General features: G+C 64.4%; 11 protein-coding genes, 2 pseudogenes and 1 riboswitch. Of the genes and pseudogenes, 6 read left to right on the forward strand and 7 right to left on the reverse strand.

The window, feature by feature from the left end; translation table 11 throughout:
* Positions 1-166: 166 nt before the first annotated feature.
* Positions 167-622: a DUF1249 domain-containing protein gene (locus ACSZPK_RS16005; protein WP_437882468.1), complete on the reverse strand. Its 456-nt coding sequence runs from the start codon at positions 620-622 to the stop codon at positions 167-169.
* A complete protein-coding gene (locus ACSZPK_RS16010) occupies positions 613-1230 on the reverse strand; it encodes an NUDIX domain-containing protein (RefSeq protein ID WP_437882469.1) in 618 nt (205 codons plus the stop codon). Before ACSZPK_RS16010 ends, ACSZPK_RS16005 begins: the two co-directional genes overlap by 10 nt.
* Before the next feature lie 153 nt (positions 1231-1383).
* On the opposite strand from ACSZPK_RS16010, the gene ACSZPK_RS16015 reads away from it, so the two are divergent.
* Positions 1384-2130 carry an RsiV family protein gene (locus ACSZPK_RS16015; protein WP_437882470.1) on the forward strand — a complete coding sequence of 249 codons (747 nt, stop codon included), beginning with the start codon at positions 1384-1386 and terminating at the stop codon, positions 2128-2130.
* Position 2131: 1 nt separating this feature from the next.
* Here the strand turns inward: ACSZPK_RS16015 and cytX are convergent, their stop codons facing one another.
* The gene (gene cytX / locus ACSZPK_RS16020; RefSeq protein WP_437882471.1) at positions 2132-3409 is read right to left on the reverse strand and encodes a putative hydroxymethylpyrimidine transporter CytX; all 1278 of its coding nucleotides are present in this window, start codon (positions 3407-3409) and stop codon (positions 2132-2134) included.
* 298 nt (positions 3410-3707) lie between these two features.
* Positions 3708-5591, reverse strand: a complete 1884-nt coding sequence (gene thiC / locus ACSZPK_RS16025; RefSeq protein WP_437882472.1) for a phosphomethylpyrimidine synthase ThiC — start codon at positions 5589-5591, stop codon at positions 3708-3710.
* 185 nt (positions 5592-5776) lie between these two features.
* Positions 5777-5883: riboswitch (TPP riboswitch) on the reverse strand.
* A gap of 90 nt (positions 5884-5973) precedes the next feature.
* Between thiC and ACSZPK_RS16030 the strand changes: the two genes are divergently transcribed.
* Positions 5974-7404: a TolC family outer membrane protein gene (locus tag ACSZPK_RS16030; protein ID WP_437882473.1), complete on the forward strand. Its 1431-nt coding sequence runs from the start codon at positions 5974-5976 to the stop codon at positions 7402-7404.
* A 90-nt stretch (positions 7405-7494) separates the two neighbouring features.
* On the opposite strand, the gene ACSZPK_RS16035 is transcribed toward ACSZPK_RS16030, so the two are convergent.
* Both ACSZPK_RS16035 and ACSZPK_RS16040 read right to left on the reverse strand, forming a co-directional pair.
* The gene (locus ACSZPK_RS16035; RefSeq protein ID WP_437882474.1) at positions 7495-7962 is read right to left on the reverse strand and encodes a YchJ family protein; all 468 of its coding nucleotides are present in this window, start codon (positions 7960-7962) and stop codon (positions 7495-7497) included.
* Between the two features lie 5 nt (positions 7963-7967).
* A complete protein-coding gene (locus ACSZPK_RS16040) occupies positions 7968-8465 on the reverse strand; it encodes a DUF6231 family protein (protein WP_437882475.1) in 498 nt (165 codons plus the stop codon).
* A gap of 414 nt (positions 8466-8879) precedes the next feature.
* Here ACSZPK_RS16040 and ACSZPK_RS16045 point away from each other — a divergent pair.
* Positions 8880-9242, forward strand: a pseudogene (locus ACSZPK_RS16045) (OmpA family protein); the annotation flags it as partial.
* 346 nt (positions 9243-9588) lie between these two features.
* Here the strand turns inward: ACSZPK_RS16045 and ACSZPK_RS16050 are convergent.
* Positions 9589-10050, reverse strand: coding sequence for a CopD family protein (locus ACSZPK_RS16050; protein ID WP_437882476.1), 462 nt, complete (start codon positions 10048-10050; stop codon positions 9589-9591).
* An 89-nt stretch (positions 10051-10139) separates the two neighbouring features.
* Between ACSZPK_RS16050 and dinG the strand changes: the two genes are divergently transcribed.
* The 3 genes and pseudogenes from dinG to ACSZPK_RS16065 all read left to right on the forward strand — a co-directional run.
* Complete coding sequence (gene dinG / locus ACSZPK_RS16055; RefSeq protein ID WP_437882477.1) at positions 10140-12281, forward strand: ATP-dependent DNA helicase DinG; 2142 nt, start codon at positions 10140-10142, stop codon at positions 12279-12281.
* A gap of 167 nt (positions 12282-12448) precedes the next feature.
* A complete protein-coding gene (locus ACSZPK_RS16060; protein ID WP_437882478.1) occupies positions 12449-13594 on the forward strand; it encodes a serine hydrolase domain-containing protein in 1146 nt (381 codons plus the stop codon).
* Between the two features lie 57 nt (positions 13595-13651).
* Positions 13652-14329: pseudogene (locus tag ACSZPK_RS16065) on the forward strand (OmpA family protein); the annotation flags it as partial.
* Between the last annotated feature and the right edge of the window lie 68 nt (positions 14330-14397).

The raw sequence follows: 14397 nt of genomic DNA on the forward strand, positions 1-14397 counted from the left end.
TCCTGGCAGTTTCACGGAGTGATCGTGGCGAGCCTGCAAGGTCTGCCGGCTCGCACGAACAATGAGGATGTTGACGAATTATGGTAGTTGAACGCCGCGAGGGTAAACCCGGGAAAGGTAATCAGTTCACGTTTGCAGAAGCCTCTTGCCCTCACGTGCCGGGATCTTACTCGAGAATGCTGGCTATTTCATGGCCACAGGCCAGGCAATGGCTCAGCCACTCGCCAAGGAACAGATTGAGCTGGCTTTTCTCGTCTGGCTGGTGCATGGCTGCATTGGGATAGGCATAGATGCTGCGAAAGCGCCGGGCATTCTGCGCGCTGGTCACCTCGGCCATGCGCGCGTCATGGTAGACGCGCACCTCCATGGTCGGCACCGGCAGCCAGGGCAGGCTATGTTCCTGGCGCACCTGCAGGGTGCTGGTGTAGGGGCAGGTTTCCACCACTTGCAGCACCAGCACGCCCGTCATCAGGTCGCCCTGGCTGAGGGCGACGCGGCGTTCGCCCTGGCCATCGCGCATGCTCGGCAGCAAGCGCAGCAAACGGGCGTAGTTGGCTTCGCAAGCGGCTTGCAGCTCGACCAGGTCGACGCGATAGCGCTCGCGCAGCAGGTTCACGTCCATAGCCCTCGTACTTCGCTGCGGTTCAAGGCCAGCCATTGCAGGGCGATGATGCTGGCGGCATTGCAGATGCGCCCATCCTTCACCGCTTGCAGGGCGTCTTCCAGCGGCCAGACCTGCACGCGAATGTCCTCGCCTTCTTCTTCCAGGCCGTGCACGCCGCCGGCGTTGCTGCTGTCGCAGCGGCCCAGGTACAGGTGTACGTGCTCGTCCGAACCGCCTGGCGATGGGAAGTAGCGGGTGATCGGCCACAGCGTGCCGAGGGTCAGGTCGGCTTCCTCGACGGCTTCGCGGCGGGCGACTTCCTCGGGTTCTTCTTGCTTGTCGATCAGCCCGGCGACCAGCTCGATCATCCAGGGGTTCTCGGCCTTGTGCATGGCGCCGACGCGGAACTGCTCGATCAGCACCACGCAATCGCGCTGCGGATCGTAAGGCAGTACGCACACGGCATCATGGCGCACGAACAGTTCGCGGGTCAGGACCCGGCCCATCTCGCCGGAGAACAGGCGATGGCGCACATGCAGGCGGTCGAGCTTGTAGAAGCCCTTGAAGCAGGACTCGCGTTTGATGATTTCTACGGCATCGGGGCCGGGGGTGTAGGTTTCTGGCATGCGAATGCACTCAACTGAATTTCGCGCCATCCTAGCGTGGTGACGCGCACGATGCAGCCCTCGCGCGTCGAACGCGGACTTGGCAGACTACGGCGGGAACGCTCCCGGCCACATACAGTCGAATCGCCAGCCGCCTTGCACGAAGGAAAACCCATGCGTCTTTTGAAAGTCATCGGTCTCGCTACGCTCGCCCTGAACATAGGCGCCTGCCAGAGTCTGTTCAAGCCCGATGACAAACAGCCTATCGCTTCGACCACGCAGAAGTGGGAACACCGGCCCGCCGGCTGCAGCGCCAGCGATTGCCCGCTGGTCAATGTCGAACTGCAGTTGCCCGAGGGCGACGCTACGTTGAACGCTCGTATCCTGCGCGATCTGCTGGCGCTGACTCGCGAGTTACCGGGCGATCCGTCGCCGCCTTCGCTGCAGGTCTACGAGCAGGATTTCCTGGCACGGGCCAAACCGGGCTGGAGCAGCTACCTGCAGGCCAAGATCCTCGAACAGCATGACCGCCTGATGATCATCGAGCTGTCCAGCTACCGTTTCGACGGCGGGGCCCATGGCATTCCCGGCCGTTCCTATATCAACTACGACACCCGGTTGAAGAAAGTCCTGACCCTGCAAGACATTCTGGTGCCGGGCGAAGAGGAAACGTTTTGGCAGACCGCCAGGCTGGCGCACCAGGCCTGGCTGGTGGCCAACGGACACGCCGACGACCGTGAGTACATCGAGACCTGGCCGTTCGAGCGCACCGACAACATCGCCTTCAACTATGGCAGTGTGCTGCTCAAGTACGATGTCGACCGTATCGCGCCCTACACGGTCGGCCACCCGGAACTGAAGATTCCCTATCCGCGGCTCAACGGCATCGTCAAGCCGCAGTACTTCCCTGGGCGCGGCTGATTCAGCGGCGACGCACCGTCATTCCCAGCAGCAGTTGCAGGATGGCGGCCAGGGCCAGCGCTGGCAGGGTCGAGCCGACGTCTGGAGCGAAGGTCGCCAGCGCGTGATAGGCCGCGATACCGCAACCCCAGGCCAGCAGCGTGTCCCAACGCAGGTCTGGCGCAGCGGCAAGATCGGTGCGCCGGCGACGCAGGATGAAGTGATCGACCAGCACCACGCCGAACAGCGGTGCGAACACCGAACCGATCAGCAGCAGGAAGTTCTGGTACTCGGCCAGCGGTGCGAGCAGGGCAACCAAGGTGCACAGCGCGCCAATGGCCAACGCCAGCCGCTCGACCTTGATCGGTAGCAGGATGCCGACCGATACGGCCGCCGAGTGGATGTCGGCGAAGGCGTTTTCCGACTCGTCGAGCAGGATCAACAGCAGCGGAATACCGATGCCCGCACCCGCCAGGGCCAGCAGCAGGGCATTGGCCTCGCCGCTGGGGACGAAGGCCAGGGTGTAGGCCACGCCCAGGCTCATCAGCCAGACGTTGCCGCAGAAGAATCCAACCGCCGTGCCGCCGAACACGCCCTTGGCGGCTTTGCCGAAGCGCGAGTAATCGGCGATCAGTGGCAACCAGGACAGCGGCATGGCGATGGCGATATCGAAGCCCAGGGCGAAGGACAACGAGCCATCGCCACGGGTGGCCCAGAGCACGGCCAGGTCGGCCTTGTCGAACAGGTTCCAGGTCAGCCACAGGCAGGCACCGAGCAGCAGCCAGATGCCCCACTTGCGCAGCACCCGACGAACGAAGGTCAGCGGGCCGGCGACTGCGAGCAGGGTGGCCAGGGCACCGAACAGCAGGGTCCACAACCATGGGCCGGTCAGCGCGCTGCTCTCGCCAAAGGCCTTGCCGGCGAGCAGGCTGGCGGCATCGCGCATGACGATGATCTCGAACGCGCCCCAACCGACCAACTGCAGCAGGTTGAGCAGGGCGGGCAGCGCCGCGCCATGTCGACCGAGACTGAGCTTGAGCGTGGCCATGGCCGACAGGCCGCTGTCCGTGCCGATCACCGCCACCGAGCCGAGCAGCAATACGCCGACCAGGGTACCGCAGAGAATCGCCATGAGCGCGCCGCTCATACCCAGCCCCGGCGCCAGCAACGCACCGAGTTGCAGGACCATGAGGCCGACGCCGAGGGAGAACCACAGCGAAGCGAAATCGCGGGCACCGAGCACACGCTTATCGGCGGGGACGGCGGCGCTGGGTGAATAGGTTGAGGCGGGTAGGGGCATTGTTAATACATCCAGGCAGGAAGATTGAGATGATGCTGGAAACCGAAGGTTGAACGACAGGCGAATTCGTTCAGCCTCCAGGACCTGTTCCCGTTTCAGCTTGGCTGGCTGAATTGAGGCAAAAGTGGACACCGAGATTACTTACCGTCACTCCCGCGAAGGCGGGAGCCCAAATAAAAAGCGCTTCTGGGTTCCCGCCTGCGCGGGAATGACGATGAACGTAAGCGTCCGCTCCTGCCTCATAGCTGCCTGCAAAATGGGAACATACCCGAGCCTCCAGCGCTGTTTTCGGCGTGTGTCACACCTGCCGATAAATCACCGAACCCTCGTCCTTGAAGCGCTCGGCCTGCTCGGCGAATCCCGCCTCGATGGCCTTCTGTTCGTCGGTCAGGCCGTTTTCCCTGGCGTACTCGCGCACTTCCTGGGTGATCTTCATCGAGCAGAACTTCGGCCCGCACATGGAGCAGAAGTGGGCGACCTTGGCCGAATCCTTGGGCAGGGTTTCGTCGTGGAAGGCGCGCGCGGTATCCGGGTCGAGGCCGAGGTTGAACTGGTCTTCCCAGCGGAATTCGAAACGCGCCTTGCTCAGCGCGTTGTCGCGGATCTGCGCACCGGGATGGCCCTTGGCGAGGTCGGCGGCATGGGCGGCGATCTTGTAGGTGATGATGCCGGTCTTGACGTCATCCTTGTTCGGCAGGCCCAGGTGTTCCTTGGGCGTGACGTAGCAGAGCATGGCGCAGCCGAACCAGCCGATCATCGCCGCGCCGATGCCGCTGGTGATGTGGTCGTATCCCGGTGCGATGTCGGTGGTCAGCGGGCCGAGGGTGTAGAACGGTGCCTCGTCGCAGCACGCCAGCTGCTTGTCCATGTTCTCCTTGATCAACTGCATCGGCACGTGGCCGGGGCCTTCGATCATGCACTGCACGTCGTGCTTCCAGGCGATCTTGGTCAGCTCGCCGAGGGTTTCCAGTTCGCCGAACTGGGCGGCGTCGTTGGCGTCGGCGATGGAGCCGGGACGCAGGCCGTCGCCCAGCGAGAAGCTGACGTCGTAGGCCTTCATGATTTCGCAGATTTCCTCGAAGTGGGTGTAGAGGAAGTTCTCCTGGTGATGGGCCAGGCACCACTTGGCCATGATCGAGCCGCCGCGGCTGACGATGCCGGTGACCCGCTTGGCGGTCAGCGGCACGTAGCGCAGCAGTACGCCGGCGTGGATGGTGAAGTAGTCGACGCCTTGCTCGGCCTGCTCGATCAGGGTGTCGCGAAACAGCTCCCAGGTCAGGTTCTCGGCCACGCCGTTGACCTTCTCCAGCGCCTGGTAGATCGGTACGGTGCCAATCGGCACCGGCGAGTTGCGGATGATCCACTCGCGGGTTTCGTGGATGTGCTTGCCGGTGGACAGGTCCATCACCGTGTCCGAGCCCCAGCGAATGCCCCAGGTCAGCTTGGCCACTTCTTCTTCGATGGAAGAGCCCAGCGCCGAGTTGCCGATGTTGCCATTGATCTTCACCAGGAAGTTGCGGCCGATGATCATCGGCTCCAGCTCGGTGTGGTTGATGTTCGCCGGAATGATGGCGCGGCCACGGGCCACTTCGTCGCGAACGAACTCAGGGGTGATTTCCTTGGGAATGCTGGCGCCGAAGCTGTTGCCAGCATGCTGTTCCTTGAGCAGGCCGGCGGCGCGGTGCTCGGCGAGCTTCATGTTCTCGCGGATGGCGATGTATTCCATCTCCGGGGTGATGATGCCCTGGCGCGCGTAGTGCATCTGGCTGACGTTCTTGCCGGGCTTGGCGCGGCGCGGGTTGCGCACGTGATTGAAGCGCATCTTGGTCAGCTCGGCATCGGCCAGGCGCTGCTGGCCGAAATGCGAGGTCAGCCCTGGCAGCACCTCGGTGTCGTCGCGGTCGATGATCCAGGCGCTGCGCACGTCGGCCAGGCCCTTGCGCACATCGATGGTCACGTTCGGATCGGTGTACGGGCCGGAGGTGTCGTAGACGGTGACCGGCGCGTTGATCTCGCCGCCGAAGTCGGTGGGCGTGACATCCAGGCTGATCTCGCGCATCGGCACGCGGATGTCCGGGCGAGAACCCTGCACGTAGATTTTTTGCGAACGCGGGAACGGCTGGATCGACTGCTGGTCGACCTGGGCGGACTCACTGAGATTCTGTTGTTGTTTGATGCTCATCGGCTCGGCTCCTGGGTGAATGTCGGAGCGAACCTGAAGATGCGACGAAGCAACACCGCGCCAGAGCTGCCGGTTCATGCAGGAGTCACAGTGAGCGCCGGCATGATCGACAGCCAGGGCGCGGGCACACCACGAACGCGGTGTGGGGGAAATCCGCTGGATGCGTCGTTGCATGTCAACGAGCGGGGCGGATACCTCTTGTTCCCTACGCAGGCCTTAACCTGATCAGGTTCAACGGGATCCGGAACTTTCCGATCTCAGCCCATGCTTCTGGGCACCCCGACAAGAACGTTGCCGAGTCTACGGGCTGCGCTATTGATTGCCAAGGGACTCGTACCTCCCTTAGCCTTGCCCGCTACCCGCCGACACGAAAGGATTCATCATGCTGCGCCGATGCTCACTGGCCATCGCTATCGCCGTTGCCGCCTCCGGGATTTGCCTGGCGGATGAAACCTTGTCGGGTGGCAAGGCCGGGCTGGTCGCCATCTACGACGAGGCGGTGAAGAACAATGCCGACCTGGCCGCCTCGCGAGCGGACTACCTGGCGCGAATCGAGACCGTGCCCCAGGCGCGCGCCGGTCTGTTGCCGAACCTGTCCGGCGGTGTGGACATCAATCACAATCGCACCGTGCTCGACCAGCCGGCGGCGAAGATCAACCGCAGCGGCAACCTGTTCCGTGCCAGCCTCAGCCAGCCGTTGTTCCGTGCCGACCGCTGGTTCCAGTACCAGGCGGCCAGGGATGTCAGCGAGCAGGCGGCCCTGGAGTTGTCGGCGACCGAGCAGAACCTGATCCTGCAGAGCGCCGAAGCCTACTTCGCCGTCTTGCGGGCCCAGGACAACCTGGCCTCGACCAAGGCCGAGGAGGCGGCGTTCCAACGCCAACTGGACCAGGCCAACGAGCGCTTCGACGTCGGTCTCTCCGACCGTACCGATGTGCTCGAAGCCCAGGCCGGTTTCGACAACGCGCGGGCCAGCCGGATTCTCGCCGAGCGCGACGTGCAGGATGCCTTCCAGGCGCTGGTGACGCTGACCAATACCGAGCACAGCGCTATCGAGGGCGTGCAGCACAGCCTGCCAATCCTGGCGCCGGTGCCCAACGATGCCAAGTCCTGGGTCGATACCGCCGCGCGGCAGAATCTCAATCTGCAGGCCAGTAACTACGCGGTCAGCGCTGCCGAGGAAACCCTGCGTCAACGCAAGGCCGGCCACGCGCCGACGCTGGACGCGGTGGCCCAGTATCAACGCGGCGATAACGATTCGCTGGGCTTCACCAACACCGGCGTGCCGGGCGATCCGGTCTATCGCGGTGACGTCGAGCAAAGCTCCATCGGCCTGCAACTGAACATTCCGCTGTACAGCGGCGGCCTGACCAGTTCCCAGGTACGCGAGTCGTACCAGCGCCTGAACCAGAGCGAGCAGCAGCGCGAGAGCATGCGCCGCCAGGTGGTGGAAAACACCCGCAACCTGCACCGCGCGGTGAATACCGACATGGAGACCGTGCAGGCGCGACGCCAGTCGATCATCTCCGGGCAGAGCGCCCTGGAGGCCACCGAGATCGGCTACCAGGTCGGCACGCGCAACATCGTCGACGTGCTCGAGTCCCAGCGCCAGCTGTACAGCGCGGTGCGCAACTACAACAACGCCCGCTACGACTACATCCTCAACAACCTGCGCCTGAAGCAGGCGGCCGGCACCCTCGCTCCCTCCGACCTGCAAGCGCTGTCCGCCTACCTCAAGCCCGACTACGACCCGGACCGCGACTTCCTGCCGCCCGACCTGGCCAGGGCGGCCGAGGGCCGAGTGGCGCGCTGATGAAAGGTTGGATGCTGGACGGCAGGCCGGTGGATTGTTGACCCTTCCCCGGCAAGCCGCCTCCAGCGCTTCGAGCGAAGGCCGCTTGCTCTACAGGTATCCCGAGCAGCACTTCTTGAACTTCTGCCCGCTGTTGCAGGGGCAAGGATCGTTGCGCGCCGCTTTCAACGGTGCGCTGGGGTCGATGAAGTACCAGCGCCCGTCGATCTGCACGAAGGCCGAGCGCTCGTGGTGGCGGTGTTCGCCATCTGCGTCATGCCAGCGGGCGTTGAAGGTGACCAGGGCGTGTTCGGGCTGGGCGCCGATCACTTCCGCCTGTTCCACCTCCAGGCCGAGCCAGGTACTGCCCAGGCTCCAGGCCCGGATCGCCGCCTCGTCGAGGGCTCCTTGCTGGGCCGGCAGGGTAGTGGCGACCAGGTAATCGATGCGGCCCAGCACATAGGCGCTGTAGCGCGAGCGCATCAGCAGCTCGGCGCTCGGTGCGGGCACGCCGTCGTGATAATGGCCGCAGCAGTGTTCGAGGGAAACGCCGCTGCCGCAGGGGCAGGTCACAGCCATCGGAGTTACCACCAGTATTTGCCGAAGTTTTCCGGGTTGGCCCAGAACTTGGCGTTCAGCCAGTCCGGGACTTGTTTGTAGTCACGTATATCGTAGGTGAACAGGGTCAGGGTCTGCGCGTCGCGGCTGAAGCGCTCGTTGGCTTGCAGGGCCAGGGAAAAGAAATCGGTTTCCTGCCAGGCGCAGGCCTGCAGGTCGGCCAGCACGGCGATACGGCTGGCGTTGAGGTTACGAATACCGCCGAGCAGTTCCAGGCCCTGGCGTTTGGGCAGGTGCTCCAGGCAGTCGATCACCAGGGCCAGGTCGAAACGCTGTGCGGCCAGTGCGTCGGGAAGCAGGCCCGCGGGAGCATGGGCCAGTGTGGTTTGCGGGTGCGCCTGGACGAAGGCGTCTAGCGCGGGTAATTGGCTGGCGCCCACGAGCAGCAGGCGCTGTGGCTGATGGTGGTCGAGCAGTGCGGCCAGCGCCTGCTGCGGTGTACGCGCGGAAAAACTCTGAATCATTTGTTGAATCTCTGGCGATGGAACCAAGACTAAAGGCCGTGGGGGATAAGAAGTGCCGGTCGATGGCGGATTGCACAACGGGTGTCTTTAATCCCTTGTTGTCGGTTTGATGCCGATTTCTACAGGAGACCTGAAATGAGCACCATAAGGAAAGCTGTACCCGTGGTATTGGCCTGCGGTCTGGTCACGGGCTGTGCCGGTATCCAGAAAAACGACTGGCCCACCTGTGCCGCGGTCGGTGGCGTTGGCGGTGCCGCGCTGGGCGCCATCGAGAGTTCCTCCTGGGCGGGCGGTGGCGCCGCCCTGGGGGCCGGGCTTGGCGCTGCGTATTGCTGGGTCCATGGTGAGGGCGAGCGCGTCGCCGTGGTCGAGCAGACCGAGACGACAGTGGTCGAAGAGCCTGCCGCGCCGGCGCCGGAAACCGCCGAGGCGGTACGTGTCGAGCTGGACGTGAAGTTCGATTTCGACAAGTCGGTGGTCAAGCAGGAGAGCTACGGCGACATCAAGGCCCTGGCCGACTTCATGAGCCAGTATCCACAGACCAGCACGGTGGTCGAGGGGCACACCGACTCGGTCGGTACCGACGCCTACAACCAGAAACTCTCCGAACGCCGTGCCAATGCGGTACGTGACGTACTGGTCGAGCAGTACAGCCTCGATGCGGGGCGGGTGAGCTCGGTGGGCTATGGCGAGAGCCGGCCGGTGGCTGACAACGCGACCGAGGAAGGCCGGGCGATCAATCGTCGTGTGGAGGCGCAGGTCGAAGCGCGCCCATAAGGCTCGTGAAAATGAGAAGGCCGGCGTCCCAATCAGGGCGCCGGCTTTTTTTATTAGAACGTGTTCACGATCTTTCCTGTTCGAATGGCGGCTTCGAGGGCGGACCTTCGGGCGATGAACGTTATTGCGCAGTATGTTTAGCCGTCATTCCCGCGAAGGCGGGAATCCAAATGCGTTGGTCTTCTCGATTATTCCCCTTCGGGCCAGCGCAAGCGCTGTTCAGCGATGGAGTCGCTGTCCCGCCTGCGCGGGAATGACGATTGAGGGTGTACCGGGCGTTCGTAGAACGTCCGCTCTTGCCTCGACGCAGCCAGTCGAACGAGCTCGCGAGATCGTGCACAGGCTCTTAGAACATCGGCCGCGCGGCGGCAATCGCCACTACGCTCAGGCCCAGCAGCAGGTTGATGCCGACCAGGCGGCGGATGCGCCCCATCGCCTGGCCGCCAGCCGGCCAGTCCTGGGCCTCGACCGCGCGACGCAGGGCAGGCAGTTGCAGCGCCTGGATGCGAACGAACAGCGCCAGCATGGCGATGCCCAGGCCCATCATGATCTGCACGTAGCGCGGCGCGCCGTCGAGGCCGGCGAAGCGCAGGTGCAACAGGCCCACACCGCCTACGGCGAGCACGATCACCGCCAGCCACACCCAGGCAAAGAAGCGCCGCAGCACCTCGCTCCACAGCTTCAGGCGTTCAGTTGCCGGCAGCACGGTCGAGGCCGGGCGCAGGACCATCCAGGCGAAGAACATGCCGCCGACCCAGACCATGGCGGCCAAGGCATGCAGTGCATAGATGAGGGCGAAAACGGTCATTCGGTCAATCTCCGGTGGCGGTCAGCGAATCGCGCGCTATGATAGCCGCCCGGTCGAACCACTGAAAATTTATCCAGCCTTTTGCGCCCATGCTCAGCACCGAACTCAAGTCCCAGATCCAGGGCGCCTACAGCCGTTTTCTCGAAGCCAAGGGCCTGAAACCCCGTTATGGCCAGCGGCTGATGATCGCCGAGATCGCCAAGGTGCTCGGTGCGATCAAGCAGAACGACGAAGGCCAGCGCGATGGCGAGCCCGCCGTGGTAGCCGTGGAGGCGGGGACCGGGACCGGCAAGACGGTGGCCTACAGCATGGCTGCCATCCCCACGGCCAAGGCTGCCGGCAAGCGCCTGGTGATCGCCACCGCGACCGTCGCCCTGCAAGAACAGATCGTGCACAAGGACCTGCCGGACCTGATGCGCAACAGCGGCCTGAGCTTCAGCTTCGCCCTGGCCAAGGGGCGCGGGCGCTACCTGTGCCTGTCCAAGCTCGATACCTTGTTGCAGGAAGGCGAGGCCCAGGGCGCCACGGCGCAATTGTTCGCCGATGAAGGCTTCAACATCGAAGTCGACGAAAAGAGCCAGAAGCTGTTCACCAGCATGATCGAGAAGCTGGCCGGCAACCGCTGGGACGGCGACCGCGACAGTTGGCCGGAAGAACTGGAAGACCCGGTCTGGTCGCGCCTGACCACCGACCACAGCCAGTGCACCACGCGGCATTGCCCCAACTTCCAGCAATGCGCCTTCTACCGGGCGCGCGAGGGCATGGGCAAGGTCGACGTGATCGTCACCAACCACGACATGGTCCTCGCCGACCTGGCTCTGGGCGGCGGCGCGGTACTGCCGGACCCGCGCGAAACCCTCTACGTATTCGACGAAGGCCACCACCTGCCGGACAAGGCCATCGGCCACTTCGCCCACTTCAGCCGCCTGCGCAGCACCGCCGACTGGCTCGGCCAGGTGGAAAAGAACCTGGCCAAGTTGCTGGCGCAGAACCCGTTGCCGGGCGACTTCGGCCGTCTGCTCGAAGGCGTGCCCGAACTGGCGCGCGACCTGCGCACCCAGCAGCAATTCATGTTCACCACCTGCGAGCAACTGGCGGATTTCCGCGCCGGTGAGGACATGGAGGGCCGCGAACGCCCGCGTCACCGCTTCGAAGGCGGCGTGATTCCCGAACATCTGCGTGAGCAAGGCATCGAGTTGAAGAAGGGCTTCAGCAAGCTCACCGACCTGTTCACCCGCCTGACCGAATTGCTCAAGGAGGCGATGGACAACGAAGGCACCGGCATCGCCAGCCACCAGGCCGAGGAGTGGTATCCCTTGTTCGGCAGCCTGCTGGCGCGCGCCCAGGGCAACTGGGAGCTGTGGACGGCCTTTACCATCGAAGACCCGCAAGACAGCGTGCCGATGGCGCGCTGGCTGACCCTGGCCGATGGCGGCGCGCTGTACGACATAGAAGTCAACGCCAGCCCGATCCTCGCCGCCGAGACCTTGCGTCGTAACCTGTGGAATGTCGCCTACGGCGCGCTGGTGACCTCCGCTACGCTGACTGCCCTGAACAGCTTCGACCGTTACCGCATGCGCTCGGGCTTGCCCAAGGCTGCCGTTACCGCCGTGGTGCCGAGCCCGTTCCATCACGCCGAAGCTGGTGTGCTACGCGTGCCGGACCTGAAGGCCGACCCGCGCGATGCCGCCGCCCACACCGCTGCCATCGTCCGCGACCTGCCCGACCTGGTGAAGGGCTCGCGCGGCACGCTGGTGCTGTTCTCCTCGCGCAAGCAGATGCAGGAAGTGTTCGACGGCCTGGAACGCGACTGGCGCAAACGCGTGCTGATCCAGGGCAATCTGTCCAAGCAGGAAACCCTGAACAAGCACAAGGCGCGGGTCGATGATGGCGAGGAGAGCGTGCTGTTCGGCCTCGCCAGTTTCGCCGAGGGTGTCGATTTGCCGGGGGCCTATTGCGAGCACGTGGTCATCGCCAAGATCCCCTTCGCCGTGCCGGACGACCCGGTCGAGGCGGCGTTGGCGGAGTGGATCGAGGCGCGTGGCGGCAATCCGTTCATGGAGATCGCCGTGCCCGATGCCTCGCTGCGCCTGGTCCAGGCCTGCGGTCGCTTGCTGCGTACCGAGCAGGATCGCGGCACCATCACGTTGCTCGACCGCCGCGTGGTCACCCAGCGCTACGGCAAGGCGATCCTCAACGCACTGCCGCCGTTCAGGCGGGAGATCGGTTGATCGCAGTGGCAAGCCTCACGCTGCACGTTGAGAGCGAGAGGCCGAAGGATGCGTGACAGCTCGTCCTGTCGCTGTTCCCAAGCGCGGCAGCCATTGCGACAATCGCCAGTCATTCGTATTCATGGATCGTGTTTCGATCCAGGTCCAATCATCAAAGGGAGTCAGGTTTGCAGATCCAGGGTTATTTCGACCTGCAGTTCGAGGCACTGAAAGAGGCCTTCGCCGAGCTGTTCAACGATCCCCAGGAGCGGGGCGCCGCGCTCTGCGTCCAGGTTGGCGGGGAAACCGTGGTCGACCTCTGGGCCGGGGTCGCCGACAAGGACGGTGCCGAAGCCTGGCACAGCGATACGATCCTCAACCTGTTCTCCTGCACCAAGACCTTCGCCGCCGTGACGGTGCTGCAACTGGTCGAAGCGGGCAAGCTGGAGCTGGACGCGCCCGTCGCGCGCTGGTGGCCGGAGTTCGCCGCGGCGGACAAGGCGCGTATCAGCGTGCGCCAGTTGCTCGGTCACACCGCCGGTCTGCCTGCTCTACGTGAGGCCCTGCCGGCCGAGGCACTCTATGACTGGCCGCGAATGACCGAAGCCCTGGCCGCCGAGGCGCCCTGGTGGACGCCAGGGCAAGCTCATGGCTACGCGGCCATCACCTACGGCTGGTTGGTCGGCGAACTGATCCGCCGCGTCGATGGCCGTATGCCGGGGGATGCCATCGTCGCGCGGATCGCCAAACCCCTCGACCTGGATTTCCACATTGGCCTGGACGACAGCGAGTTTCACCGCGTCGCACACATCGCCCGCAAGAAGGGCGAGATGGGCGATGCAGCGGCCCAGCGCCTGCTCAAGTGCATGATGAGCGAGCCCACGGCGCTGACTACCCGTGCCTTCGCCAACCCGCCATCGATTCTCACCAGCACCAACAAGCCCGAATGGCGTCGTATGCAACAGCCCGCCGCGAATGGGCATGGCAACGCCCGTGCCCTGGCAGGTTTTTACGCGGCGCTGCTCGATGGTCGCTTGCTGGAGGCTGAATCGCTCAATGAGATGACCCGCGAGCACGCGCTCGGCGATGACAAGACCCTGCTGACGGCCACGCGCCTGGGGCTGGGCTGCATGCTCGACCAGCCGCGGGTGGCCAATGCCAGCTACGGCCTGGGCGGCAAGGCATTCGGTCATCCCGGGGCGGGCGGCTCCAGCGGTTTTGCCGATCCGGAGCGTGAGGTGGCGTTCGGTTTCGTCACCAATAGCCTCGGCCCCTATGTATTGATGGACCCGCGCGCGCAAAAACTGGCGCGCGTACTGGGCGAATGCCTTTGAACCGAAGCCCGCAGATGCGAACTTCGCCGACTCACTCTTGTTTTTGACGGACTGCCCATGATCTCGACCAAACCCCTCGTTTTCGCTCTGTGCATCGCTGTCGCCGGTTGTGCCGGCAAATCGGAAAAAACCGCTGATGTCGCCGACGGCGGGCATTGGTGGTGGCCGTTCGGCAAGTCCGAAAAGGCCGCCGAAGCGCCGGAAATCGACCAGAAGGTCACCCAGGCTTGGCTCGACGAGTACGAGCCGAAGCTGCGTGAGTCCTTGAAGGGCACCAAGTTCGAAGTGGAACGGCGCGATAACGTGCTGGCGATCACCGCGCCGGTCGATGGCTCGTTCAATCCGGATCGCCCCAATATGCTGCTGCCATCCACCCTGGGTTCATTCACCGCAGTGGCGAAGATGCTCGAGGCGGACCCGAAGACCGCCGTGCTCGTTCTGGGGCATGCCGACAGCACCGGCAAGCTCGAGGCCAACCGCAAGCTGAGCGAGGACCGGGCCAAGGCGGTGGCGGCGATCTTCCGTCTCAGCGGCCTGCAGCGCGACCGCCTGCTGCTCAAGGGGGTCGGTCCGGATATGCCGCGCGCCGCCAACGACAGTGCCGAAGGGCGCGCCCTGAACCGCCGCGTCGAGCTGCTGCTCACGCCGCAGGCCACCCTGGTGGCACTGCTCGCGCACTACAACCAACCGGCGACGGCCCCTGCCGTGGATCAAGCCTCGAAAACCGCGGCCAAGTAAGATTCGGTTTTCTGTCGCGCGGACGAATCGCCGTTCGCGCGTTACTCAGAACCTGTTCACGATCT

The organism is Pseudomonas sp. LRF_L74, from assembly GCF_965644255.1.
In the GTDB taxonomy this organism is placed as follows: domain Bacteria; phylum Pseudomonadota; class Gammaproteobacteria; order Pseudomonadales; family Pseudomonadaceae; genus Aquipseudomonas.

What these genes read in the sequence shown, in the direction of transcription:
- ACSZPK_RS16005 (WP_437882468.1), bottom strand. Translation starts at nt 622, where the DNA reads ATGGACGTGAACCTGCTGCGCGAGCGCTATCGCGTCGACCTGGTCGAG.
- ACSZPK_RS16010 (WP_437882469.1), bottom strand. Translation starts at nt 1,230, where the DNA reads ATGCCAGAAACCTACACCCCCGGCCCCGATGCCGTAGAAATCATCAAA.
- ACSZPK_RS16015 (WP_437882470.1), top strand. Translation starts at nt 1,384, where the DNA reads ATGCGTCTTTTGAAAGTCATCGGTCTCGCTACGCTCGCCCTGAACATA.
- cytX (WP_437882471.1), bottom strand. Translation starts at nt 3,409, where the DNA reads ATGCCCCTACCCGCCTCAACCTATTCACCCAGCGCCGCCGTCCCCGCC.
- thiC (WP_437882472.1), bottom strand. Translation starts at nt 5,591, where the DNA reads ATGAGCATCAAACAACAACAGAATCTCAGTGAGTCCGCCCAGGTCGAC.
- ACSZPK_RS16030 (WP_437882473.1), top strand. Translation starts at nt 5,974, where the DNA reads ATGCTGCGCCGATGCTCACTGGCCATCGCTATCGCCGTTGCCGCCTCC.
- ACSZPK_RS16035 (WP_437882474.1), bottom strand. Translation starts at nt 7,962, where the DNA reads ATGGCTGTGACCTGCCCCTGCGGCAGCGGCGTTTCCCTCGAACACTGC.
- ACSZPK_RS16040 (WP_437882475.1), bottom strand. Translation starts at nt 8,465, where the DNA reads ATGATTCAGAGTTTTTCCGCGCGTACACCGCAGCAGGCGCTGGCCGCA.
- ACSZPK_RS16050 (WP_437882476.1), bottom strand. Translation starts at nt 10,050, where the DNA reads ATGACCGTTTTCGCCCTCATCTATGCACTGCATGCCTTGGCCGCCATG.
- dinG (WP_437882477.1), top strand. Translation starts at nt 10,140, where the DNA reads ATGCTCAGCACCGAACTCAAGTCCCAGATCCAGGGCGCCTACAGCCGT.